Consider the following 23,333-nt stretch of genomic DNA (forward strand, 5'->3'; position numbering starts at 1 on the left):
TTCAGTTTGCTCCTTCTTCGTCATGAGCCAGCAAGGCGTAGATCCCATTTTGGGCGATCAGGGTCTGATGCGCACCCTGTTCGACAATTTCGCCATCGTCCATTACCAGAATAATGTCTGCGCTACGGATGGAGGCCAGACGGTGTGCGGCCATAAAGACGGTGCGCCCTTCGCAGATTTTATGAAGATTTTTCCAGATGATACGTTCCGACTCATAGTCGAGGGCGCTGGTTGCCTCATCAAAAATAAGAATGCGCGGATCGCCCAGAAGGGCTCTGGCTATGGCAATGCGCTGCCGCTGTCCGCCAGAGAGGCTGTCCCCCCGCTCACCCACTTTGGTGTCATAGGCATCCGGCATTTTGCTGATGAATTCATGAGCGCCTGCCAGCTGCGCGGCGGCGATGACGCGATCCAGAGTGGCCTCAGGATAGACCATGGTAATGTTTTCTCGAATGGTTCCAGAAAACAGGAAGTTTTCCTGGAGTACGACGCCGATCTGTCGCCGTAACCAGTTGGGCTCGACATGGCGAAGGTCGATGCCATCAATCAGCACGGTTCCTGAATCCGGCAGATACAGCCGCTGCAGCATTTTTGCGAGGGTACTTTTGCCCGAACCGCTGCGGCCGACGATGCCGACGAAAGAGCCTGCAGGAATATCAAAACTGATGCCCTTGAGCACTTCTTCCGAATCTGCCGTATAGCGAAAACGCAGTTTGTCGAGAGTTACCCGGCCATGCAGTGCGGGTGGCGAAGCCTTGCCAATATCCACTACCGGTTCTGCCGGCGTGTTCATGAGATCACCCATGCGACTCACGGATACCCCCACCTGCTGAAAATGTTGCCAGAGCTGGGCGAGACGTAAAATGGGACCCGTGACCTGACCGGAGATCATCTGGAAGGCGATCAGTTCACCCACACTCAGTTCGCCATCCAACACCAGTTTGACCCCTACCCATAGGATTGCCAGGGTCCCCAGCCGTTGGATCATCTGGGTGAAGGCACTGGTTACACCAGCCAGACGATCTACCCGATAGGAGGCCATGACGTAGCGTGAGAGGCTTTCTTCCCAGCGCTGATAGATTTTGGACTCCACGGCGAGTGCTTTGACCGTCTGGATACCGGTGATGGTTTCCACCAGGAAGGACTGGTTTTCGGCACTGCGATCAAACTTTTCCTGGAGCAGCCGGCGCAGGACGGGGAATATGGCCAGGGATAATCCCACCATGAAGGGAATGGTGGCAAGCACCACCAAAGTCAGCAATCCGCTGTAAAAGAGCAGGACAATAATGAAAATGCCAATAAACCAAATGTCAATGAAAGACATGAGGGTAGGGCCGGTAAGAAATTGCCGCACAACTTCCAGTTCCCGGACACGCGCTACCGTAGAGCCCACCGTACGGGTTTCAAAGTAGCGCATGGGAATGCGCAGCACATGGGCAAAAAGACGCGCGCCCAGAGTGACATCAATGCGGTTGGTGGTATGGGTCATCATCAGCGTCTTGAGGACGTTGAGGGTGGTTTCAAAAGCAATCACCAGCAACATGCCGATGGCCAGGATGTCCAGGGTGGGCAGGCTGTGATAGACCAGCACCCGATCAATCACCAACTGCACGAACAAGGGCATGGCCAGCCCGAACATCTGCACCACAAATGCCGCCATCAGGACTTCGATAACGGGCTTGCGGTATTTCAGAATGATGGGTATGAACCAGCGCAACCCAAAACGCTGGTTTTCAGCACCCCATGAAAAACGCGGCTTCAGAAAAATGACCCGTCCTGTCCATGCCTTTTCCAGAGTCGCCTGATCGAGAATGAGCTGACCACGGGTAGGATCGACGGCAACCAGGCGCTGGTTTTCGAAGCGCCCCAGCACAATGTAATTACCGTCTTTCAGCTCTGCCATGACCGGATAGTGCTGGCGGGCCAGATCTGTCCATTGCAACTGGACGACTTTGGCTACCAGTTTGACTTCCCGTGCAGCCAGGATGATTTTGCCTGGAGGCAGTATGGGTGCTGTCATGCCCAATGCCCGGGCCAACTGCTCCGCATTGCAGGGGCGCTGGTAATAACCTGCAATCATGGCCAGGCATTGCAAGCCACTGGAAACGGGTTGGGCAGGGCGGGGTGACTCAGCGGGGCTGCCCGGTACCCCATTGTCCTGTTCTGAATCCTGTCCGGTCATGGATGCGCGGTGGCACGAATCTGGATTCGGCTCTTCTGAGGCGTGTAGGGCTGGGTGGGCGTCTGATGCGGTATGACCTGATTGTTAAAGCTTTCCATGGAAGGCCCAGCCTGGGCTTTGCTTTGCAGTCCGGCAATCGCACTGTTGGTCGTGCTGAGCTGTTCTTCCAGCGACTTGCGCTGGGCATCCAGGGCCTCGGCTTCCTGCAGTAATTGACTCTGGGCAGCAGTTCCAGCCTGAACAATTTTCTGTTGCGCAGAAATTTGTTGGGCCAATTCTTCTTCCCGCTTCTGCTGGGCGGCAAGGCTGCGCTTGGCGACTGCAATGCGGGCATCCAACTGGATTTTGGCAAGATCAGGCGCAGCCAGACGAATGGTCTGAGTGGCCAGTTTGGTGTAGAGCTGTTCGGCTTTGTGACCATCTGCAGTTTCGCCCACCCACCAGAAATCATGATGTTTGAGCAGAACTACCGAGTAATCGAGGGTTTGCGGATTAAAAAACATGGCGGCTGCAAAAGGACCGTTGTAAATGGTGCGCAGTTCCACAAGCTGGTGCGTTTTGATGAGACTCAGCACATGTTGAGTCAATGCGGGTGCCTGCGCGGGGGCGCTACTGGGAAGTGCTGCCGGGTTGTCAGACTGCGGGGTGGTGGCGGCGCTATCTGCATAAGCCCCGGTGCTTAATCCCATTCCGACCAGTATCCCAATGGTCATGGACAGAATACGAATGGCCGGTTGTTTTGTTCGTATACGCATGTGCTATCTCCTTGTTAATGTCTTTCAAAGCGGTGTGGTCAAAACAGAAAGCTGATTTTACGGTGTTGCTTCCTTTTTGCCATCAATCAGATAATCCGTATTTTTTCATCTTCAGCCACAAAGTCTTGCGGCTCCAACCCAGAGCATCGGCAGTTTCCGATCTGCGCCACTGATTTTTTTCCAGGGCCTGAAGTACCTGACTGCGTTCTTCCGTCCGGGATGAAAAATCGGGTAGTTCTTCCTGTTCCTGCGCTTCGCATTCCAGCGCCTCGGTACAGAGCAGATGCAGACATTCTGCCTGTTCAAAGCGATGATGTCCCAGGTAATAAGCCGCCATGCGCGCTGCCTTGTTGTACAGTTCGCGGACGTTGCCTGGAAAGGAATAACTGAAAACCCATTCCTTCAACCATAAAGGCAAATCCGGAAGCTCACAAACCTCCTGGGCATAAAGATTCAGAGACTGGCGCATGGCGGCATTGAACAGCAAAAGCTTTTCTTCTGGCCCACGTTCCTGCAGGGTCGGGACGTAAAGCTCGACGACGGCAATACGGTGATAAAAGTCGAGGCGAAAGGTGCCTTCCTGAATCATGCGGTTGAGGGGGCGGTTGGTAGCGGTCACCAGACGGAAATCCGTCTTGATGGCTTCACTGGAACCTACGGGGTGAATCATCCCGTCATCGAGGGCACGGAGTAATTTGACCTGCTGGGAAAAGGGCAGGTCGCCAATTTCGTCCAGATACAGGGTCCCTTTGTGCGCATCGCGGAAATAACCGGTATGGTCGCGCACCGCACCGGTAAACGAACCTTTGATGTGCCCGAAAAACATGGATTCAAACAAAGTGTCGGGTATGGCTGCGCAGTTTACGGCAACAAATGGACCATTTCGATATTCTGGATGAGCGTCGGCCACCATCCGGGCAATGTGTTCCTTGCCGGTTCCACTGCCTCCGCGAATGAGCACGCTTACCGAAAGCGCGCCATAAAGCCGGCTGTTGGCCACCAGTTGTTGCATGCAGGCAGCCTGATAGAGAAAAGAGCCTTCCTTGTGCAAGGGGAGTTCAACATGGGGTTTTTCGGGCTCAGCCCCGATTCCCGACTGGGTATTTTCTCCGAAGCGTGATGAGCTACGCAAAGTGTGGCGCAATACGGCTTCGAGGCTGGCACAGTTGAAATAAGCCGGGAGCACCACCCGGTCACTGACTGATGTTGCGGTATAGACACTTTGGTCGCCACTGCCCACCCAGATGACCGGGATACCCTGAATGCGTTCCCAGGCCAGATGATTCCGGTCGTAGCGACGCAATGCGCTGGTACTGATGAAGGCAATTTCGGCTTCCATCGGCGCGTCACTGGAAGGATGTTCCGCTTCTTCGTCATAGCGTAATATTTCGGGACTATTTTCCCGATTCAGGCATCTTTCCAGGCGCTTGGCAAAGTCATGCTGACCTTCCCAAACCAGTATTTGGGTAGGATTCATATAAACAACCTTATCAACATCGTCAGAATCAACAGCATGCTAGTAAACCAATACGGCATTGCCGCAACTGAGTGCTGTATATTTTACCTCAGCGGTGCCGAGCGAGATCCCGAGTATCTGGAGTACGGGAGCCAGAAGACTGATCACAGGGCTGAGAACGTCGCCAAGCTTCACTTTCAAACCGAGCAGATTCAGGTCCAGAGTCACCGATTGCTGGTTTTGTCCTGTAGAGTTCACCGTCCAGGGCTTATTCCCGTGACTTTCTGCAGCACGGGGAATCGGCAGACCAGTGAAGGTATGATCCTCATAATTTCCTGGAGGAATAGCCTGGAATGAAGAGTTGCTGAGCAGGTTGACGGAGGCACTCAGCAGACTGGTGCCAGCTCGAACTGCCACCGAACTTTGGCTTTGTGGACTGGCGCAGACAACCTGCTTGAGATCAGCAACGGCGGGACTTGCCTCCAGTACTACATGGAGCAGAGATCCCAGTAGACGAAGTTCTAAGGCAACCTGGGCCGTTTTGGCCTGGGTGATCCACTGTCCTTGGGCATTTTTCCCCCCTTCGCCATAGGCCAGTTGCGGCGGGGAAATGATGTACAGCCTCAGGCTGGCCAAGCCTAGTAAGTTGACGCCGGGGACATCCACGGCATGCTGTTGGTTCGCTAACATGGCTGATGCCGTGATCAGATCCAGAAGATTGACCCGCGCATCGACGGCAGCCTGTTTGGCGAGTCCCAGATTGAGGATCTTACTTAACTGGATGGTTGCCGTGTTTCGGGTCGCCCCAATAATTGATGACAGGGCACCGCTGGCTTGCTGGTTGTTCAGGATGCCACCACTGGCCTGGTTACCCAGAACGGTCAACGCGCCCTCATACAGTTGCGGAAGCGTCAGGTTGGCGGAAAGCAGGCTGTTGACGCTGCCGACACCAACGGACTGCGCGAGATTTCCCAAGGAAATAGTGGTGGTGGCCAGACCCTGGTAACCCAACAGCTTCAGATTCAACGAACTGCCGAGCAGCCCGCCGAGAATGCTGTTGAGTAAAGGGGACTGTGTGGAGTCCAGATCCAGCACCTGGCTGGAAATGGAAATGCCCGCCGCGCTGGGTGCCCAGGCGATGGCTTGGGCGTGCAGGGTCAAGGGCGGTCCCAAAAACAGAAAATAGGGTACCTGCTGACTGACCTGAACCTGAACTGCATTGGTCTGGCTACCGCTGGGCACGGTGGTAGAAAAATAGCTTGGAGCCGCTTGGGTATCGGGATTCCAGTTGCCGGTGTTGACGGTGATTACTCGCCCCGGAGCGGTGCTCTGGAAGCCATTGGTAAGAGCATTCTGATTGGCAGTGTTCGCAGCGTCAGTAATATTTTCAGCGCCGGCAATGGCGGCCATGTCGGCAATTTTCTGCAGATGACGCTGAACATAAATGGCGTGGGAAATATCAATGGCACCAAAGACAATGAGCATCACAATCGGCAACACCAGGGCAGTCATGATGACCAGACTGCCCTTTTCGTCGTTACGCGACTCTTTATGTCTCAGGTGCCAGTTTTTCATGGTTGCATACCGGGATACTGGGACCCTGAAATGCCGCTGGCAGAAGCCATGGGGTTAGAGCCTGAAGCAGAAGCGGTATGTGACGATGGGCTGTCAGAGGTTTTCAGATAAGCTTTGTAGCTCTGCTGGGCTTCGGCGCCGCTGATGGGTTGAAAATGACCGGCGTGCTGCCCATCGGCCTGGAATGCCAAAAGATTTTGCACGGCATCGGGGTGTTTGGGCAGGGGCATGGGTGCTACGGCATTATGGGTGATGGTCACCGTCATGGGCGTTTTGACTGGAGTCAGGGGGACGGTCTGTTGCACCCTGACAGGAGCAGGAGCAGGCTGTGCCACTGGAGCCACTACAGGTTTCGGAGCGGGTGCTGGCGTCGGGGTGGGAGCAGGAGCTGGTGCAGGTGCAGGTGCTTCCACCGGTACGGCCGCAGCGTGGGGCGGCGTATGCCAGCCCAGAATGGGTGGCTGCAGATAATTGGCTGCATCATCTGCAGCTACAGCGCCGCCACTCATTAAAGCCGTTCCGGTAATGGTGAATAAACACAACATTGCATGATTCCATGTTTTGCTCATGGTGCAGTCCTCGATGGATTCGTCGATTGAGCCGGATTGGCAGTAAAAAGCTGCGTCAGCGGCTGATTGGGAAATTGGGCAGACTGGGTTGCCGCATCTGTCTGACCAGGCGCATGCAAGCCTTGCTGCGGGTGATTCAGGCCCATCATGCGTGCGGCTTCCGCATGAATCATTTGCTGGGTATCCCAGTCTAGCTGATGGCTACTGATGACCTCCTGAGCCTGCAATGTCTGGTTACGCAGCAGGTAGTACAGCGCAATGTTACTCCAGATTCGGGAGTCGTCCGGAGCCAGTTCTCCGGCACGAAACAGGGCGGATCGAGCCTGTTCGGGTTCGTGATTCTGGAGATACGCATAGCCCAGATCATTCAATATGCCAGGATTTGTGGGGTTATGCCGGGAGGCTCTGGTAAAATAGCGGATGGCCCGGTCTTGTTGGCCTTGGGCGGCAGCCAGCAGACCCAGTCCCTGGTACCCATCGGCGGCCAGAGGACTGGAAAGCAGCCTGTTGAAGTATTTTTCGGCCTCTACGCTTGATCCCGTAGCGGCAAGCGCCCTTGCCCGCAACAGGTTGCTGGTGTCCGATGCCGGATATTGCTGGCGATAACGATCGAGCCAGGAAAGCGCGGCGTACCATTTTTTTTCAGACTCCATGCGCGCAATGAGTTGCAGACTCAATCCGGCGAGATGTTTCGGGGCAATATGTGGAGTGGGTGCCTTGACCACTACCGGTCGTTCCGGAGTGGATGCGCAACCGGCAACAACTCCCACGAGCAATGTCCAGCACAGGCGGGAAGCAGGGCGGCGGAGTAGCGTGTGCATCATCAGAACCGCCCCATGAATTTGACCAGCAGCAGCATGGCGGGTCCAACCGTGATGATGACCAGTCCCGGCAGCATCGTCAGGACCATGACCAAAGTCATTTTGACGTTCATGCGTCCTGCTCTTTCGCGCAAGGACATGTGGCGCTTTTCCTGCAGACGTTCGGCGTATTCCCGCAAGGGCTGTGCCACCTCGCCACCGAAGCGGTCAATTTGTCGAAGCATATTCACCAGTTCCTGAAAATCCGGATCCTGCAACATTTCCGCCAGTTTCTGCATGGCCTCAACCCGTGGACGACCAATGGCGATCTGTTTGTTCAGTTCCTGCATTTCCGAGGCCAACAGGGGGATCCCTGCGTCTCCGGCGCTGGCTACCGACATCAGACTCTGTTCCAGACTCAGCCCCACGCCCTGCAGTAACGCCAGCATATCCACAAAAAAGGGCAGTTCGGCATTGATCTGATCGCGTCGGCTGCGCGCCTGGGCCTCCAGAATGAATTTGGGAATCAGGTAGCCTATGGCCAGAGCGATGAATGCCGCGATAAGCACCACCAGACCGGACATCTTGATGTGTGCCAGAGTAATGATCAGGAGCGTCGCCAGACCAAGAATCAATCCAAGCCCAATGCGCAGGGCGATGAACAGGGCGGGCGCACGGCGGTGGCGATAACCCGCCTGCAGCAGCTGACGACGGTCTTCGGCGGTTCCCCAACGGGCGAGGCTGTCAGGAACCATACTTCGGGCACGCGATGTTGATGCCTGGTTAATGTTATTCCCGGTGATTTCTTCTGTCTGGTCTCCCTCAGGACGCGTTTCTACCCGCAGCAGCGAAGCCTGGGTCTGGGAAACCATAAACAGACGATAGATGCGAAAAAACAGCAACAAGCCCACGGCGAGGCTGATGGCGATCACGGCAAGAGCAACAAGAAGGGCGTGAAGATTGAACATTAGCGCTTCACCTCAGCTTCGCCATGCGATTGACCAGCACCACCCCGGTCAGCAGGAGAATGGCCCCGAAAATCAGGATGATGCGGCCGGTACCATCATCCCACATACCCAGCAGATATTTACTGTTCATAATCATGATATAGATGGCCAGACCAGGGATCAGCAGGCTCATGATCAAAGCTCCGAAACGGGTTTCTGCGGAAAGCGCATTGAGTTCAGCCTGGGCGCTGACCCGACCCCGCAACCAGTCGGCAATACGTTCAAGCACAATATCTACCCGGCCTCCATAGCGGATGTTCAGGCGCAGGACTGTGGCGACAATGGCCAGTTCCTGCATCTGATAATGCTTGGCCACCACCAGCAGGGCGCGGTCCAGGGGCATGCCCGATTGCTGGCGGCGCATGACCTGATTGAACACTTCACGAATCGGCCCCTGGGCATCCTTGGTAGCCGCCAGCATGGCCGCCGGCAAGCTGGCACCCACCCGTGAGGTACGCACGACGGTGTCCAGAAAGTTGGGCAGGTCCATCAGGGCGAGTGCTGCGCGTTTGCGGATACGCTGCTGAATGTAGGCCCAGAGCCCCATTGGATAGATGAACAGAAAGAAAATGGGGGCCATCCAGGGGCGCAGAAAAAGGGCGATCAGCAGACTCAGAAACAGCCCGATAAGCAATGACTTGATCAGCCATGTTCGGGGAGTCATCCCGGCCTGCCGCAATTTTTCCTGCAACTGCACCTGCCAGCTGTCTTTTTTTCCGGCGGCAGACTTTTCCAGAAGGTTTTTTTCTTCAGGGGTGTCTTCGTTTTTCGTGCCGGCGTCTTTCTGGTCGAAAGCCCGTAGTCTTTCCCGCAGGGGCCCCGGCAATTCCGAAGGTTTCTGCTGGATCAGGGCAATGCCCACAGCGGCTCCAATCAGGATGACGGCGAGAACAATCAGTATGAATACCAGCATCATCGCCACCCGAAATCATCGTCAGTGACGGTGGGTTGGTATTTGGCGAGTTTGGGGGTGCGCGGGGTGATACCTGTTGCCGTCCAGTGATCCTGCAATTTCCCGTCCCGGTCTTCCTGGGCTTCGTAGCGGAAATGCTCCTGCATGGAAATAATGTTATCCCCAACGCCGGTGACTTCGCTGATGGCGATGACTCTGCGGCGGCCGTCGGGAAGGCGTGCAATCTGGACGATAATTTCAATGGCCGAGGCAATCTGTCGGCGCATGGACAGGTCATTACCCGGAAATCCGCCGAAACTGAGGAGAATTTCAAGACGCTGCAGAGCCTCACGGGCGGAATTGGCATGGATGGTTCCCAGCGAGCCATCGTGACCGGTGGTCATGGCCTGCATCATTTCCAGCGCTTCACCACCGCGCACCTCGCCGATGACAATGCGGTCGGGGCGCATTCGTAAGGTATTGCGCAACAGGTCGCGGACATCTACCGCACCCGCCCCGTCATGTCCTCCGGGACGGCTTTCTAGGCGCACTACATGCTTGCTTTGCAACTGCAATTCGGCAGTGTCTTCAATGGTGATGACGCGCTCACCGTCGGGGATGAAGCTGGCAATGACATTCAGAAAGGTGGTCTTGCCGCTACTGGTCCCGCCGGAAATGAGAATGTTGCAGCGGTTGGTGACGGCGAGCTGCAGAAATTCGAGCATGGGCTGGGTCAAAGTGCCCTTTTCAACCAGGTCACCGGCACCTAAAGGGTGCGCCGGAAAACGCCGGATGGACATGACCGGGCCATTCAGTGCCAGCGGTGGAATCACGACATTCAGACGACCAATGTTGGTCAGGCGTGCATCTACGGTCGGGGATGATTCATCAATGCGGCGTCCGGTCATGGCCAGCAGGCGATGGATGATGCGCATCAGGTGGGCATCATCCTGAAAAGCCAGCTTGCTGATCTGCAGGGTTCCGGCCCGACCCAGATAAATTTCCCGGGGGCCGTTGACCAGAATATCTTCCACAGTGCTATCCTGCATGGCGGCTTCAAGCGGACCGAACCCGGTGAGTTCATTGGCCAGATCTTCAATGAGTGTTTCGGTTTCCTTTTCGCTCAGAGGGAAGGGCCGTTCGTTGTGCAGGCGATCCAGCTCCAGGGTCACAAAACGCATGACCGCTTCTTTGCGTAGAGACGCAAAATCAGCGCCAATTTCCTCAACCCGATCAATCAGGCGTTGATGCAGGTATCCCTTGAACTGCAGATAACCCTCCTGATGATGAATCTGGGTGGACTCTTCACCGGAAAAAGGCTGTACGCCGAATGCTCTTTCGTTGTCGCCATTCATCGGGTTTTTCTCCAGGCATGCCACCATTGGCTGATTCGGCTATGTGTTGGTCGAGAGGTCAGCGCAGCCTGATCTGGCCAGAGCTTCGCCAATAACTGCCCGGTCATTAACCCGAAAATATGGACCAGGGCATCTTTGGGCAGGGCCTCCACCAGAGTTTTGCCCTGATTCATGGACTGCATCAGTGGAACCCGCCGTTCGGGCAAAACCGCATTTTCCAGAAGGGGCAGCCCCAATTCATCGGCAATATCAGCGGATTCCACGCCCAATATGGGTTCATAATGATTCACGACCAGGTGCACATGGAGCCGATTACCGAGTTTTTCACGGAGATTGGCCGCAATTTTTTTGCTTTCCAGAATGTTTCCCACGGACTGATCGGTTACCAGCAGGATTTCATCGGCCGTTTGTTGCAGGTACTGACCCAAATCGGAAAAGGCCGCCCCGCCCAGGTCAGCAATGACCAGATCATAAGTGGATAAAATCAGGACCAAAAGCTGAAACGCATCGGCCAGCTTCAGGCCACGCAGGTTGTTGACTTCATGGAACAGGGGAAGGACACCAATTCCACCGGGCGTGCGGGCAATAGCCGTATTCAGATAGGTACGGTCACAACGGTCCAGATTGCGCACCGCCTCGGCAAAGCAGATGTGCGGGGCGACGCCCAGATGAATGGCGGCATCACCCACGGGTGTAGCAAAATCCAGCAACAGGACGCTGGCATCGGGTCGCTGAATCTTGAGCAGTGTTGCCATATTGCAGGCAATGGTGGTGCAGCCCGCCCCGATTCCACCACACAGCGTAATCAAGCGGCCCGTACGTTGGCGGCGCTGGCGGATTTCTGCAAGGATGCGTTCCGCCGCGTTGCGCAAAGTGGCAATGGGGGATTCCTGTTCCACATAATCCACTACCTGGGCACGCATGGCCGCCAGCAACGCCTGCTGATCGGACAACGAACCCACTCCAATAATTTTCAGGTCGGGAAAAGACAGGCGAAGCTGCTCGAAAAGTGCTGTTTCGGGATGATCATCGCCAAAATCGGCAATCAATAATGAGGCACCACTTTTGCCAACAGCCTGGACAATATCATCGGCACGCTTGCCTACCGGCAGGACGATGGCCATGCCATCCAGCGCGAGGCGCATCCAGGCCAGGCACTCTGCGCGTTGGCAAAGCGCCAGAACCACCACCTGGGTGTTGTTGCCGGGGCTGAAGGACGCGTTGGGGCGGGTCATCATTGCGTGTATCCGGGCCCCGCAGACGATTCGTCATAGTTGCTGCCGGGAAGGAAAACAGCTTTACCCAGATTTAAATGACTGTGGGCAAATTTTTCGCCCGGCAGGGCGGGAAGCTTCACCCCTGCCGCAATGGGACGCACCAGACGGGGTGTGACAATAATCGCCAGTTCCATATCCTGTTTTGAGTAGTTGATAGACCGAAAAAAGGCACCGAGTATGGGCAGGTCACCCAGAATCGGAACTTTGCTGATGTTCTGCTGCATCTGCCGATCCACCAGGCCACCTATAATCAGACTTTCACCATTGCCCAGAGTTACCGTGGTGTTGGCCTGACGGACCAGCAATGCGGGAACACTATATCCATTGAGGGTGATGGCATTGGTGTAATCCAGAGAGCTGACGGACGGGGCTACGTGCAGGGCAATTTTATGGCTGCTGAGAATGGTGGGCGTCAAATCGAGGGCAACGCCATATTTCTTGTACTGGATAGTGATGGTCGGTGACCCTGTACCACTGCTTTGGGGAACGGGAATGGGAATTTCTCCACCGGCCAGAAAGCTGGCTTTTTGACCATTCATGGCCACCAAGGTGGGCTCGGCGAGGACTTGCAGTATGTCATTGCCTTCCAGCAGGCTGAGATAACTGCTCAAACCGCTGCCATTGTTGACCTGTGCCACCAGATTGAATGCCTGGGCAAAGGGCAGTACGGATGAGGCTCCACTCAGACTGCTACCCAGAGAACTGGGTCCGGTCAGGGTCGAAGGACCAAAAGTGCCCAGAGTAAAACCGTTATTTACTGAAAAGATATTGATCCCAACATTTTTCAGTTCGGTTTTACTGAACTCCACGACCTTGACGCCAACCTGCACTTCGTCATCCACCGGAATGGTGCTTTCGTCGATGACTTTGCCGTCCTTTCCGGCCATGGCAGCAGCGGCTTCAAGGGCCGCTTCCTGCTTCATCTGGCTGGAAACTGCCCCGGACAAGGTCACGACGTTCCCCTGGGCCGTAATTTTGGGCATGCCCGGTGCGGGTGCAGCCAGCGGTGCATGGGGCGTCTGGGCATTGATATTCAGTTGCCAGACCTCTGGAGATTTGTGGCCGAGTTTCCAGACCAGCAGGCTGGTCTCGCCGGTGCTGATGCCGGTAATCAGAAAAGACTTGCCGTGACTGTTGGACAGGGGGCGGATGGAAGCCGTTTTGGGGTTGCCAATGGCAACGCGGTAGGCAGACTCATCCAGGGTTAATACCTGTTGGGTACCCACGGCAATGGCCAGTGCCCGGTAGGCGCCCGTGCTATGCGCGGACCAGTCTGCCGCCCGGGCGGTGCCCGTCACGCATGCCAGCGGTAAGGCCCCCAGCATGCCGAACAAGGCCAGTTTCAGGGCGCTGCGCAGTCGCGGCTGCAGGTATCCCGGATTTTTGTGTGTATTCATGCAGGAGTCTCGCTTTTTGTCAGGGCAGGTGCCAATCAATAAGGAACAGCGGTTTTTTGCGCACCGTCATAGAGTTGCATCATGGGTGGTGGCGGAGGCAAAGGACGCATGGCCTGTGCTTCGGCCTTGCTCTTGCCTGCCAGTCCTGGCAGGGTCAGACCGGCATATGCGCGATTTTCAGGCTTTTGCAGGGCGTCCTTGCGTTGATTCACCGGAATTTTGGTGGGGATCAGTGCTGGAGTGGGCACGGGAAAATCCTGCACATCCGGCATGCCGCTGCTCTTGGGATTGCGCAAGGCCAGCAGCAGATGGCCCTGGGCACTGGCGAGAGCCAGGGTCGCCGAAGAAGCGACCGGTACCTGCAGGACGACGGTGCTGGGGGGTTGCGCCTGCTGGCCATTGGCCTGACCGTTGACCACCGCATTGTCCTGTCCGGGTTGCGTGTGGCTCAGACTGTGCGCAACGGTTTGCGGACCCACGGCCAGCACCCGCAGCCCCGCCAGCAGCAGACGGCTTTGGGTGGGCCAGCCACCATGCATCTGTCCTTCGTTACCGGGCAGGGTGGTAAACACATCGACAAAATCGCCGGGATGCAGATGATCGCCAACGGCAATTTCTTCATTGACATGAATGGCCATGGCCAGGTCACCCTCAGGTACCTGAGTCGCCAGACCGGACACCATGTTCGCGTGCAAAACGGGCACCCCCGCGCCAATGTTCGTCGCCGGTACCTGACCGATGACCGAACTGGTCTGATGGTAAGCGCCGCTGGGAAATTCCGGGTAATGGAGGACCTTCAGGGCATCGGCCGAAATGGGTTTGCCGGCCATCAGCGGCTTGCTGGCGACCACCACGGCGACACCAGCGGGAGCCGTTGATGTGCTGTTTGGGCTGCTTTCTGCGGGGCGCTGCACACTGGGGGGAGGCAGGCTGATCACATAAGCGGCAACGCCCAGTATCACCGCCAGCAGCACCAGTATCGCAATGGCGATTTTTGCCTTGTTTCCCATGTTTCCCTGTCTCCTTGGTGATTTATGGCTGTTACATCAGTTTTGTAACAGGTTGGCATTGTCCACCTGCATGACCGCCGTGCCGGTGAGTTGATTGGGTATGCCCACCGAGCCGATGAAAGGAAAATTCATCAGTGCCGGAATGATGGGATGTTTACCATAAGGAAAAGTGACCGTCACGCTGAAGCAGGTCATATCAGCTTGATTGTAGTGACAGCCAGTGGGGGTCACGTTGGTGCTGATCCCGCCCCCCGCCAGGCCGTTCAGTACTTCTACGACATGCTGGGCAGTCTTCTTTGCCACACTGGCGCGTGCTGCGATGGCCGCATTGCTGCTAGTGGCAGGCTCATAGATCAGCGCGGCGCGGGCGCCATCTTCGGCGGCGGTGGTCATCATGCTCTGGATGACAAATATGAAGCCAAAATTGAACACGCCCCAGAGCAGCAGAAAAAAGAACACGAAAATAAACGGAAAATCAATGACCGAAGAACCCCGTTCCCGATTCTGATCTTTTACTGCTCCGCAGGGCCGGACCGGCGCTGCGGAGCAGGGCTGAGGCCTTGCCGGGTGCCTTAGCCGCCCAGTGGAAACACTAGCGGCGGCCAGTGACTGAGCAGTACAAGAGCGCTGGCGACACCAATGCCAAAACCGAAGGGGGTTTTGCGCTGCACCTGACCGCGCAGCAGGTATTCGAGGAGGATGACCGGCAGGGTAAACAGGGCGGCGAGCAGATAAATCCCCAACAGGGGCGAAGCGCCAGCCAGTACCCCGACGGCCATCATGAATTTGACATCTCCTGCCGCGAGTTTTTTGACGGCGTAGGAGGGCAGTAAAGCGAAAAAGGCGGCGGCCAGCCCCATCAGACCGGTCCACCATGGGCCACCAAGCCAGGTGATACCGCTCCACAACATCCAGAGCAGGCCGAACGCCAGAGCTCCCAGGGTGAGCACATTGGGCAGGCGCCGGCGGCGCAGATCGCTGCCGGCCAGAATCAGTGCCCAGAGGGCGGTTATTCCGGTGTGCCATTCCAATAGGTCTCCTTGGGTGCCATTGTTTACGACTTAATTAAGCTGCTTTGTTAAGCATCACCAATGCTGCCAAAATTCCAAGCCGGAAGAGGCTTGGATTGATAGTTGGAATTTTGCTACCTAGCCACCCACAGCAGTGAGTTGATTGGTAATGTTGGTGAAAACAGTGGTTATTGCCGTACGCAATGGACCATACATCGCACCAAAAATAATCGCTGCCATAATCCCGGCAATCAGCGAATATTCAATGACGCCAGCCCCTTCTTCATCCTGCACAAACCGCACAACTGCATTTTTCAACGTTTCCATGGATATTCTCCCTGTTTCATTACACCAAGCAAAACCAAAACCTGCACCTATTCAGGGCAGTCCACCGTTACAACCAGTTACGACCAGTTACAACCAACACACCGCAGTCACATTAGCAGATTACGTGCCAACGTTCTCCCCGCCTTCAGGAGAATCCGGACACGTTGCCTGACATCTGTGGCTGGTTTATTAACTAGCCTATAATCAGATTATTGCAAGGGGAGAGATCACAAAGTTTATGCTACTTCAAAAGTTGCATACCGTTTGGTATTTTGTAACATCGGGGATTTTGTTCACAATGTTGATACATGTTGTAACGCAGTGTTACAAAGTTAAAAATTCCCATAATGACACCTAAAGGTGTGCATTGGGGGTTACCAAAGCGGGAGTATCCCCGGTCTGCGCGGGATTGGTGCAACCGCCGACCTTAAGCTTGGTAATGTAGAAGCCTTCAGGTCGGGGTTGCGGACATTGCCCGCATGGGCAATGAATTTTTAGAGGATGCCCAGCAAACCGCCCAGCAGGCCGTTGGAGCCGCCCAGGAGATTGTTACCGCCGAGAAGGTCGCCACCGAGTAATCCACCCAGCAGTCCGCCACCGGCTACGGTGGTGCTGGAAGTAGTGCTGCTGCCGCCGACAGAAGCCGAGCTGCTGCTGCTCGCCATGTTGCCACTGTTGGGGTCAACAATGGAGCCGAGCAGGGAACCCAAGCCGAGGCCGCCCAATAATCCACCGTTGTAATCGCCCAGTAAACCGGCACCGCTGGTGTTGCCGTTGCCAACCAGGCTGCCCAGCAGGGCATTACCGCCGAGCAGGCCGCTGCCGTGACCGTTTGCGCCCAGGAGGCTGTCTACTACAGAACCGAGATCTAGAATGCTCATTACACGTTCCCTCGCCAGTGAGTGATGGGTGAATCCATTTTGAGGCCAGTTAATGGCCTGTTTTAGTGTTTCTGTTGGAGTTTGTGCGCTTTTTGCATAAATTGCTGCAAGCGCGCTTCCAGGGCAATCAGGGAGCAGATGCCTTCGTCCAGATCCTGAGGGTCGCCAAACGCCTGATAATAACGCAGCGTGGCGGTGATCTCGCCAAGCGCGTGCAACACGGACCCGGTTTCAGGATGAAAGAGGGCTTGCTCTGTCGCGTCCACGCGGGTTTTGTACATAAGTTTCTCCTGACCTGATACCCTGACAAAAACAGCAAGTACGGATAAGCAATTATCGTACCGGTCTACCCCGTTTTTCTAGTGCGCTGATTATTTGATGCATTGAGCGCCAGAATGGGTTTTGCTGAGTCAAAATGGGTGACACGGTCGTCCGGAAAGAGAAACAAATGGGCACGGATGATGAATCGTGCTACCAGTCGCGCAGAATTCCCCGCTCCACGATTACCTCAGAGTAGGGGTGGCCCTGGGCGACACAGGTGTTCTGTTTTGCCCAGAAATGGTCGCCTTCATGCATGGCTTGTGGATAGAGGCTATCATCCAGTGTCGGCCTGTCGGTGATGTTGACATGAAAAATGAGATTCATCAGGGCACTGGCCACTCCCGCAAACAGGTAGTCCACCGGGGTGTCGGAAATTCCGAAAGCCCGTAAATAGCCCAGGGATTCGTAGGGTTTCCAGGCGCGCAGGATCAGGCGTTGGTCAGGAATCAATTCAGTCACCCGCCAGACACCCCAGCCGAGGCTGTTGATGACGGCAACAATGCCATGAATCCAGTCGGATTGGTCACGGATCATGGGCATGATCTTTTCCTTCCAGAGGGTGGACATCATAATGCCGCCCATGGTGCGGAAGCCACAGATATGGCCCGCTTCGGTCAGCAGGGTACGCGCCAGAAAATCCCCTTGCAGGTGTCCAAAATCCTTGTATTCCTCAAGGACGGGATACTCTGCGGCAAGGGTTCTGATCAGAAAAGGTGAAGCCTGCAAGGCGTGTTTCAGTGCCTTTTCAAAGCGAAAGGACAGGAGATTGTAATAGTCTGCATAATGCACAGTCAGTTGTACGCCAAAGGCATCAATAAGGCCACTTTCCGGATTTCCCTGAATGCTCAGGTTGCTCATCTCTTCCAGAATTTGCTGTTCATCCATGTGCCGGGCGCAACTTTTGGGAGGAATATCCGTCTGCACGGCATGGGCGTCGTGCAACTGCCGGGTGAATCCGCGAAAGATTTCCCGATGTTCAGGGGCCTGGTGGAGGTGAAACAGGGTTTGCGTACCTCCGGCAGATAGTGCGGTGTTGGGTAATGCAATATCTCCCTGATAGGGAAAATTGTAGCTGGCGGTCAGACTGGCGGCGCAATAGCCCAAATCAAAAAGTTCGCCGGGAAAGTTTCTGCTACCCCGATTCAGCAGCAGGGCATTGGCATAATGCGAATAATCCTCACGCACGATCCATTCTGCGGGCGGACTATCTGGCAGGTTGCCCATGTTCAGATGCCCGAAACCACAATAGGCATATTGTTCTGCCGCCCAGCGCAGGCGCTCCTGGACGGTATTGAACGGCTGTGCGGCAAACTGCCCGGAAAGCTGTCGGTAGACGACTTCCTGCGCGGCTTCGAGTTGCAGTCCTACACCGTCCACCGACTGGCAGCCTTCCACCACCATCTGCAAAAACCGGTTGTAGTGATTGCAGTGGATGACCATGGGCTCGCCGCCCAGGAATATCTGACCGGGACTTCGGGTTTTCTGCGGCGGGGCAAAAGACATTTTTTCTCCGAATGGGGCTTGTCATGGGTAATTTTAGTAACCGAGAATAAACAAAACTGGTCATAGTTTCACCTCTTTTGGCAGACAGGCTCAACCCGGAGCTATACCCCCGGATGCTGGATCGTTTTTAAGGCGTGGCCGGATGGGAGGTTAAATGCACCACGCTGAGATAGCTCTGCGCCCGATGATCTCCCTGGTCGGCAGCCAGTTGCCACCAGTGCAGGGCGTTTGGGGTGTCGCTTGGGGTGCCGTCACCTTCGTAGTAGGCGACGCCCAGATTGGTTTCGCCACTGGGATTACCCTGCTGTGCCGCTTTCTGATACCAGTAAAAGGCCTTCGCGAGGTTTTTGGGGACGCCCTGGCCATGATTGTAGGCAACCCCCAGATTATTTTCGGCGCTGGCGTTGCCTTGAAGGGCGGCTTTTCTGAACCAGTAGACGGCTTTGGCGTAGTTTTGAGGCTTCCCTTGCCCACTGTAATAGGCGTAACCCCGCTGGTTTTCTGCTGAGGGGCTGAGCGGCTGGGTTTTCGGGACCGGGATGCGTTGGGCTACAGTGAGGGCAGATGAGGGTTCCCGGACTGGTGTTTGATCTGTTTGGGTGTTTGGGTGCCGGATAACTGCAGGAACCGGCGGGTTGGCCGGGGCGGAATCCGTCGCAGCGGGACTGGCCGGAGCGGAACTGGCCGGTGCAGAGGAAGTGCTATGGGCCGCTGTTGCTTTCAGCTTTTCCTGAGCCTGTTTCAGCATGCCTTCGGCTTGCTGAAAACCCTGGTCAACGGCGAGTTGGTACCAATAAACGGCTTTACGGGGGCTTTTGGCGACGCCGTTGCCGTAATAATAGACGCTGCCCATGACAAATTCGGCAAGCGGATCGCCCTGCAGGGCGGCTTTGCGGGACCAGGGCACGGCTTTGGCGTATTGATGTCCGAGTCCATAATAAACGCCCAGCCAGTTTTCTGCTGAGCGGTTGCCTTTTTGGGCCGCCAAAGTCAGATCGGACAATGCGGCGGTGTTTCCGGCATGGGCCTGAAGACACAGGGCATGGGCCTGCGCGCTGGTCATCGCCCAGGCTGCAGGAGATACCAGGCCAAGGGTTCCCATCAAAACAAACAGGGAGAGCGTATAATTTTTGGGGGTCATTCTATTCCTCAGTGATGGAAGCGCCGCAACGCTTTGTGTGGGGCGGGCTGTGGCCGGTGCTTGCAGCGTCCCGCAAAAATAATTGGACCTGACCAGTTGGCGCGATTCCATACGTACCACCATCCGATGATGGTCCAGCCCAGGAACAGGTTGATGAAAAACAGTTTCAGGCACCATCGGTATTTACCATGGCAGCGGTGCCATGCCTTGAAGCTCGGCAGAAAATATAAAAGAAGGGCAAGGGCCAGACCCAGTAAAAAAAAATCCCAGTCAAGCATCTGGTTGCTACCGTGTCCCGGCATCAGGGAGGAAAGCCAGGCGATGTGAACAGCCATATCTGATGTACCTCTGTGATTTCCCGAACAGTGAACAAGGAAAAAAATCTAGATTTTGGTAAAAATTCAAGCAAATTTTGTGCCTGATGTTGCATTCTTGATTTATCTTCATGAAAGTCATTGCGCGTCATTTTCGCTGATCTTGTATGTCGGGGATGATGAAGTGACAAAATGTAACGGGTTTGCTTACTTGTCTGTCTATCCACCCAAAATGGGAAATTTGGGGTGCCCGGTAATGGGTAACACAAGGTAACGTGACGGGTAGGCATGGGCGCCCAAAGTGTTACGCATGTTTGCGGGTCAGGGATTTAAAGAGTTCCGTAATTTGATTTATTAAATTTAAAACAAAGTATTATAAAATGTTACCGGGATAATCAAAATGTGGCATGCAGATTGCTTTTATGTTTCGAGTAGTGTGCTGCCAGTTAATGCATGCTTGTAACCATGAAGTGAGTTCTAAACATTACATTCAAAGGAGAAATTTGACTATGTCACTATTGAATATTGGTGGTCTTCTGAGTGGTTTGCTTGGTGGGCTTCTGGGTGGTAGCAGTTCTGCATCCTCCAGCACCGGAGACCTGATTTCCGGATTGGGAAGTACAGTCACTGGTTTGGTGGGTACTTTGGATAGCACGCTGGGCGGTACCTTGACCGGGGTGGAAGGTTTGCTGGGAAGCGTAACCGGAGACGTTGGTACGGTTTTGGGTGAAACCACCCTTGTTGCTGGAGCAACGCTGGGCGGTGTCGAAGGATTGCTGAACAATGTGGTGGACAATGTGGGTAATGCTCTGGCAGCGGTGACCACCGATGTGCCCACCCTTCTTTCCGGTACAGTGGGTGCCTTGGCTCCTGTGACCGGCACGGTAACGGGTCTGGTTGGCGGCAGCACCGGTCTTTTGGGCGGCCTGCTGGGTAGTCTCTAAGTCTTTCTGGTTTCACGTTGTATGTAGTTCTGTGGTTGTTGTTAGTAGTAGTGGTAGATGAGTACTGCTGTTATGGATGAAATGCTTACGCCCGGCTTGTTGCCGGGCTTTTTTTTTGGGGGTGGGTGGGTGCAGATCAGCCCAGAGGTCCATTGGCCGTGACAATCTGAGAGATGGTCCTGTAATTTGTGTAAACCGGGTTTTTATTTAAAGTACCAGTAAGCGCATATTAACCCGTAAACGTGGACTGGTGGAGGTCGCAAGTGCTCAACGACAGTTTCCAATTTGTCATCAGGCAAACGATTGTTGGCAGACGGGTACCATCGAAAGATGCAGCCGTGAATTTGGGCATCCCGGTAACCCGCTCATGATCCCTATCACCCCAGACATCATCGGACCTGGCATCGAAGAAGAATATGCCGATGCCATGGAACGCATCGACTTCCTGTACAACCAGTTCAAATCATATCCTGAATCCAACGATACTCCACAGGGCCGCCTCCTGCTCAGCATAGGGTGGTTTAAAAGAGAAATCATCGGTCAACATCTGTCTATTCCTGTCGACAAATCTCATCGTCATACTATTGCTTATATGTATACAAGTGGCGATCTTGGCGGCCCTGAACAGGGCAACACCGAGGATGTCGATATTGCCTTGGGAGAGTTGCTCATGGTTTTGGATGGCGATGGTCTGATAAAAAAGCGCCACTATCCCGTGCTCATCGCACAAATAAATGACTTCGCAGCGCTAGTAGCACAGAATGTTAAAACGTCGGATATATTGCCCATAGAGAAAGAGGCATTGGCACAGCTCAATGAAATAAAAGAGCAACTCACAGACCATAAAATTGATCTTCCAGTGTCAAAAAATGATTATCCGGCATGGAAAGATCCAACAGCCCTTGTACATTTCAATGATAGAGGGTTACCAAATGGATGGGCAATGAGAAAACAAATCACTCTTTCCGTGTTTAGTGGCTACACTCCATACCCTGCAAAAAAACCGCCCTTACCCGCACCCCATCCCAGGCTCACCCAGCGTGCAGCCGATCTCAGTCCCGTGCGGGATTGGCTGGTGGCCAGGACCAGCACCGTTCCTCAGGCCATGGCTGAACTCAACCAGATCATGCGTGGACGCATGCTCGAAAAGTCGGATTACCCCACCGTCGTCAACCAGATCAATCACTATTTGAAACGTGTCGACAGATATGTACCCGTCCAGGGACGATCCCCCGCAGCACGGTCTGCCCTGACGCAGATGCGGGAAATCATGGCCAGACTCCATCACCACGAAATAGACCTCCCCGTTGAACGGGATCCATACCCGGAACTGGGTGCGTTCACCACCCTGGCGGGCCTCCTCGACCAACACGATGCCGATGATTGGCTCTATTTCAACGAAATCTACTACGAGATTTTCTATGCACGGTGCCCCAACCCTGTCTGGAAAGGCGCGCAATAAGGGGGTTGAACCACAAACCGCCGAATTTTCCGTCGCCCGGCTTACCGATCGCCCGGCAAGCGGTTTGGTACGCTCAGCCCCAGTTCCCTGGCTGTCAAACAGCGCTGCTGATTGACCAGCTTTCAGCAGAAATCAGCGTTTGGATTGTTCACTCCTGAAAAGATCAGTATTCTGCCAAAATACAAAATTTTCAATGCGCTAATGGTTCATATTCCGCGATATGGGCTGGTAAAACCGAATACTGACGGATAGCTATCGAATGATGCCGATTAACATTCAATGGAAGGGGCTCCCAATCAACTTAACTCAGAGTGATACCGAACTGGCTCTGCTGCTGCCGCATCGTGCGGATCTCCCGCTTCTGGAGTATCTGCCACTGGTTTTCCTCAGCGGTGCAGAAGACCTTCTGTTACCCGAACCAGAAGACTTGGGAATCAGGGTTGGCCAGAGCGCGATTATTTATGACGAAGAAGAGGATGACAGTGGCACCCTGTGCCATACCCAGGATTGGGACCTGGGAGATCTGGTTTTGAAACCTTCCTTATCCACCCTCGACAATATGCCCAGCTACCGCAAATCGCTCATCTTCATTTTGGCTAAACCGTATTTGCTGGGTTTTTTTGCGGACTGGAAGTACTTTCAAAAAGAGGCACATCATTTTCGGCGACCGCAGCGTGTATTGCGCAGGCGGACTCGCAAAACGCAGCGGATAAGACTCGAAGGAAAGATTACTATCCGTCGTCGGGATGGCACATCGCTGTTTGCCCAGCTCTATGATTTCACTCCGACAGGGGCAGGATTTTACACCAGTGCAACGGGATTCCGTGTCGGCGAGATGCTGTTGGTGGAATTTGATATTGCGGATTGCGGGACTTGTGAGACGACTGCCACTATTGCCCGTATCGAGAACCTGGTCCATTCCAGCCATGCTTACCTGATCGGTGTTCATTTCAAGCTCACAGAAGCCCAGCATCGCAAAGCCGAGCAGCTGTATCTCTGCAAGAAGGCGGAAATGATTCAGCAACTGGCTAGCCCTGAACGGCACCGTTGGGCGCCACCGAGCCCATCTGGTTAAAAATACCTATGCCCGCTGCCGATTGGCTATCTTCGGGATGACGCTGCCAGAATGCACCGTTATCCAACTGCCTCATCACC

General features: G+C 54.7%; 23 protein-coding genes. 3 read left to right on the forward strand and 20 right to left on the reverse strand.

The genetic code is table 11. The features are described 5' to 3' along the window. Nucleotide 1: 1 nt before the first annotated feature. The 20 genes from H7F11_RS08405 to H7F11_RS08500 form a co-directional block, all read right to left on the reverse strand. Nucleotides 2-2,182, reverse strand: a complete 2,181-nt coding sequence (locus H7F11_RS08405; RefSeq protein WP_193651555.1) for a peptidase domain-containing ABC transporter — start codon at nt 2,180-2,182, stop codon at nt 2-4. Next, nucleotides 2,179-2,937, reverse strand: a complete 759-nt coding sequence (locus H7F11_RS08410) for a DUF2968 domain-containing protein (RefSeq protein ID WP_193651556.1) — start codon at nt 2,935-2,937, stop codon at nt 2,179-2,181. Before H7F11_RS08410 ends, H7F11_RS08405 begins: the two co-directional genes overlap by 4 nt. Before the next feature lie 82 nt (nt 2,938-3,019). Further along, nucleotides 3,020-4,414, reverse strand: coding sequence for a sigma 54-interacting transcriptional regulator (locus H7F11_RS08415; RefSeq protein ID WP_193651557.1), 1,395 nt, complete (start codon nt 4,412-4,414; stop codon nt 3,020-3,022). Nucleotides 4,415-4,453: 39 nt separating this feature from the next. Continuing rightward, nucleotides 4,454-5,968: a TadG family pilus assembly protein gene (locus H7F11_RS08420; RefSeq protein ID WP_193651558.1), complete on the reverse strand. Its 1,515-nt coding sequence runs from the start codon at nt 5,966-5,968 to the stop codon at nt 4,454-4,456. Further along, complete coding sequence (locus H7F11_RS08425; RefSeq protein WP_193651559.1) at nt 5,965-6,513, reverse strand: hypothetical protein; 549 nt, start codon at nt 6,511-6,513, stop codon at nt 5,965-5,967. The genes H7F11_RS08420 and H7F11_RS08425 overlap by 4 nt, the downstream gene beginning before the upstream one ends. 20 nt (nt 6,514-6,533) lie before the next feature. Further along, nucleotides 6,534-7,361 (reverse strand): tetratricopeptide repeat protein, encoded by an 828-nt coding sequence (locus H7F11_RS08430; RefSeq protein WP_193651560.1) that lies wholly within the window; start codon nt 7,359-7,361, stop codon nt 6,534-6,536. Further along, nucleotides 7,361-8,305 carry a type II secretion system F family protein gene (locus H7F11_RS08435; RefSeq protein ID WP_193651561.1) on the reverse strand — a complete coding sequence of 315 codons (945 nt, stop codon included), beginning with the start codon at nt 8,303-8,305 and terminating at the stop codon, nt 7,361-7,363. Before H7F11_RS08435 ends, H7F11_RS08430 begins: the two co-directional genes overlap by 1 nt. A 7-nt stretch (nt 8,306-8,312) precedes the next feature. Continuing rightward, nucleotides 8,313-9,257: a type II secretion system F family protein gene (locus tag H7F11_RS08440; RefSeq protein ID WP_193651562.1), complete on the reverse strand. Its 945-nt coding sequence runs from the start codon at nt 9,255-9,257 to the stop codon at nt 8,313-8,315. Then, on the reverse strand, nt 9,257-10,591 hold the full coding sequence (locus H7F11_RS08445; protein WP_193651563.1) for a CpaF family protein: 1,335 nt from the start codon (nt 10,589-10,591) through the stop codon (nt 9,257-9,259). Before H7F11_RS08445 ends, H7F11_RS08440 begins: the two co-directional genes overlap by 1 nt. Continuing rightward, nucleotides 10,588-11,829 carry a pilus assembly protein CpaE gene (locus H7F11_RS08450; protein WP_193651564.1) on the reverse strand — a complete coding sequence of 414 codons (1,242 nt, stop codon included), beginning with the start codon at nt 11,827-11,829 and terminating at the stop codon, nt 10,588-10,590. Before H7F11_RS08450 ends, H7F11_RS08445 begins: the two co-directional genes overlap by 4 nt. Further along, nucleotides 11,826-13,265, reverse strand: coding sequence for a type II and III secretion system protein family protein (locus tag H7F11_RS08455; RefSeq protein ID WP_227485359.1), 1,440 nt, complete (start codon nt 13,263-13,265; stop codon nt 11,826-11,828). The genes H7F11_RS08450 and H7F11_RS08455 overlap by 4 nt, the downstream gene beginning before the upstream one ends. 35 nt (nt 13,266-13,300) lie before the next feature. After that, nucleotides 13,301-14,275 carry a Flp pilus assembly protein CpaB gene (cpaB, locus tag H7F11_RS08460; RefSeq protein WP_193651565.1) on the reverse strand — a complete coding sequence of 325 codons (975 nt, stop codon included), beginning with the start codon at nt 14,273-14,275 and terminating at the stop codon, nt 13,301-13,303. A 36-nt stretch (nt 14,276-14,311) separates the two neighbouring features. Then, entirely contained in the window at nt 14,312-14,965 is a 654-nt protein-coding gene (locus tag H7F11_RS08465; RefSeq protein WP_319803380.1) for a TadE/TadG family type IV pilus assembly protein, read from the reverse strand. After that, the gene (locus H7F11_RS08470; protein WP_193651567.1) at nt 14,848-15,306 is read right to left on the reverse strand and encodes a prepilin peptidase; all 459 of its coding nucleotides are present in this window, start codon (nt 15,304-15,306) and stop codon (nt 14,848-14,850) included. The genes H7F11_RS08465 and H7F11_RS08470 overlap by 118 nt, the downstream gene beginning before the upstream one ends. A 117-nt stretch (nt 15,307-15,423) precedes the next feature. Next, complete coding sequence (locus H7F11_RS08475) at nt 15,424-15,612, reverse strand: Flp family type IVb pilin (protein WP_227485360.1); 189 nt, start codon at nt 15,610-15,612, stop codon at nt 15,424-15,426. A 494-nt stretch (nt 15,613-16,106) separates the two neighbouring features. Further along, on the reverse strand, nt 16,107-16,493 hold the full coding sequence (locus H7F11_RS08480; protein ID WP_193651568.1) for a hypothetical protein: 387 nt from the start codon (nt 16,491-16,493) through the stop codon (nt 16,107-16,109). 62 nt (nt 16,494-16,555) lie between these two features. Then, nucleotides 16,556-16,774: a hypothetical protein gene (locus H7F11_RS08485; RefSeq protein WP_193651569.1), complete on the reverse strand. Its 219-nt coding sequence runs from the start codon at nt 16,772-16,774 to the stop codon at nt 16,556-16,558. Nucleotides 16,775-16,964: 190 nt separating this feature from the next. Beyond that, nucleotides 16,965-18,317, reverse strand: a complete 1,353-nt coding sequence (locus H7F11_RS08490) for a hypothetical protein (protein ID WP_193651570.1) — start codon at nt 18,315-18,317, stop codon at nt 16,965-16,967. Nucleotides 18,318-18,444: 127 nt separating this feature from the next. Then, complete coding sequence (locus tag H7F11_RS08495; protein ID WP_227485361.1) at nt 18,445-19,458, reverse strand: tetratricopeptide repeat protein; 1,014 nt, start codon at nt 19,456-19,458, stop codon at nt 18,445-18,447. Between the two features lie 8 nt (nt 19,459-19,466). Then, complete coding sequence (locus H7F11_RS08500) at nt 19,467-19,793, reverse strand: superinfection immunity protein (protein WP_227485362.1); 327 nt, start codon at nt 19,791-19,793, stop codon at nt 19,467-19,469. Between the two features lie 488 nt (nt 19,794-20,281). Here H7F11_RS08500 and H7F11_RS08505 point away from each other — a divergent pair, with 488 nt between their 5' ends. The 3 genes from H7F11_RS08505 (at nt 20,282) to H7F11_RS08515 (ending at nt 23,253) form a co-directional block, all read left to right on the forward strand. Then, a complete protein-coding gene (locus H7F11_RS08505) occupies nt 20,282-20,716 on the forward strand; it encodes a hypothetical protein (protein ID WP_193651571.1) in 435 nt (144 codons plus the stop codon). A 367-nt stretch (nt 20,717-21,083) separates the two neighbouring features. Continuing rightward, nucleotides 21,084-22,178, forward strand: a complete 1,095-nt coding sequence (locus tag H7F11_RS08510; protein WP_193651578.1) for a hypothetical protein — start codon at nt 21,084-21,086, stop codon at nt 22,176-22,178. A gap of 259 nt (nt 22,179-22,437) precedes the next feature. Next, nucleotides 22,438-23,253, forward strand: coding sequence for a PilZ domain-containing protein (locus tag H7F11_RS08515; RefSeq protein WP_227485363.1), 816 nt, complete (start codon nt 22,438-22,440; stop codon nt 23,251-23,253). Nucleotides 23,254-23,333: the final 80 nt, after the last annotated feature.

Source organism: Acidithiobacillus sp. HP-2 (genome assembly GCF_015100155.1).
Classification (GTDB): domain Bacteria; phylum Pseudomonadota; class Gammaproteobacteria; order Acidithiobacillales; family Acidithiobacillaceae; genus Acidithiobacillus.

Coding starts and splice junctions, on each gene's coding strand:
- H7F11_RS08405 (WP_193651555.1), bottom strand. CDS start 2,182: ATGACCGGACAGGATTCAGAACAGGACAATGGGGTACCGGGCAGCCCC.
- H7F11_RS08410 (WP_193651556.1), bottom strand. CDS start 2,937: ATGCGTATACGAACAAAACAACCGGCCATTCGTATTCTGTCCATGACC.
- H7F11_RS08415 (WP_193651557.1), bottom strand. CDS start 4,414: ATGAATCCTACCCAAATACTGGTTTGGGAAGGTCAGCATGACTTTGCC.
- H7F11_RS08420 (WP_193651558.1), bottom strand. CDS start 5,968: ATGAAAAACTGGCACCTGAGACATAAAGAGTCGCGTAACGACGAAAAG.
- H7F11_RS08425 (WP_193651559.1), bottom strand. CDS start 6,513: ATGTTGTGTTTATTCACCATTACCGGAACGGCTTTAATGAGTGGCGGC.
- H7F11_RS08430 (WP_193651560.1), bottom strand. CDS start 7,361: ATGATGCACACGCTACTCCGCCGCCCTGCTTCCCGCCTGTGCTGGACA.
- H7F11_RS08435 (WP_193651561.1), bottom strand. CDS start 8,305: ATGTTCAATCTTCACGCCCTTCTTGTTGCTCTTGCCGTGATCGCCATC.
- H7F11_RS08440 (WP_193651562.1), bottom strand. CDS start 9,257: ATGCTGGTATTCATACTGATTGTTCTCGCCGTCATCCTGATTGGAGCC.
- H7F11_RS08445 (WP_193651563.1), bottom strand. CDS start 10,591: ATGAATGGCGACAACGAAAGAGCATTCGGCGTACAGCCTTTTTCCGGT.
- H7F11_RS08450 (WP_193651564.1), bottom strand. CDS start 11,829: ATGATGACCCGCCCCAACGCGTCCTTCAGCCCCGGCAACAACACCCAG.
- H7F11_RS08455 (WP_227485359.1), bottom strand. CDS start 13,265: ATGAATACACACAAAAATCCGGGATACCTGCAGCCGCGACTGCGCAGC.
- cpaB (WP_193651565.1), bottom strand. CDS start 14,275: ATGGGAAACAAGGCAAAAATCGCCATTGCGATACTGGTGCTGCTGGCG.
- H7F11_RS08475 (WP_227485360.1), bottom strand. CDS start 15,612: ATGGAAACGTTGAAAAATGCAGTTGTGCGGTTTGTGCAGGATGAAGAA.
- H7F11_RS08480 (WP_193651568.1), bottom strand. CDS start 16,493: ATGAGCATTCTAGATCTCGGTTCTGTAGTAGACAGCCTCCTGGGCGCA.
- H7F11_RS08485 (WP_193651569.1), bottom strand. CDS start 16,774: ATGTACAAAACCCGCGTGGACGCGACAGAGCAAGCCCTCTTTCATCCT.
- H7F11_RS08490 (WP_193651570.1), bottom strand. CDS start 18,317: ATGTCTTTTGCCCCGCCGCAGAAAACCCGAAGTCCCGGTCAGATATTC.
- H7F11_RS08495 (WP_227485361.1), bottom strand. CDS start 19,458: ATGACCCCCAAAAATTATACGCTCTCCCTGTTTGTTTTGATGGGAACC.
- H7F11_RS08500 (WP_227485362.1), bottom strand. CDS start 19,793: ATGGCTGTTCACATCGCCTGGCTTTCCTCCCTGATGCCGGGACACGGT.
- H7F11_RS08505 (WP_193651571.1), top strand. CDS start 20,282: ATGTCACTATTGAATATTGGTGGTCTTCTGAGTGGTTTGCTTGGTGGG.
- H7F11_RS08510 (WP_193651578.1), top strand. CDS start 21,084: ATGATCCCTATCACCCCAGACATCATCGGACCTGGCATCGAAGAAGAA.
- H7F11_RS08515 (WP_227485363.1), top strand. CDS start 22,438: ATGATGCCGATTAACATTCAATGGAAGGGGCTCCCAATCAACTTAACT.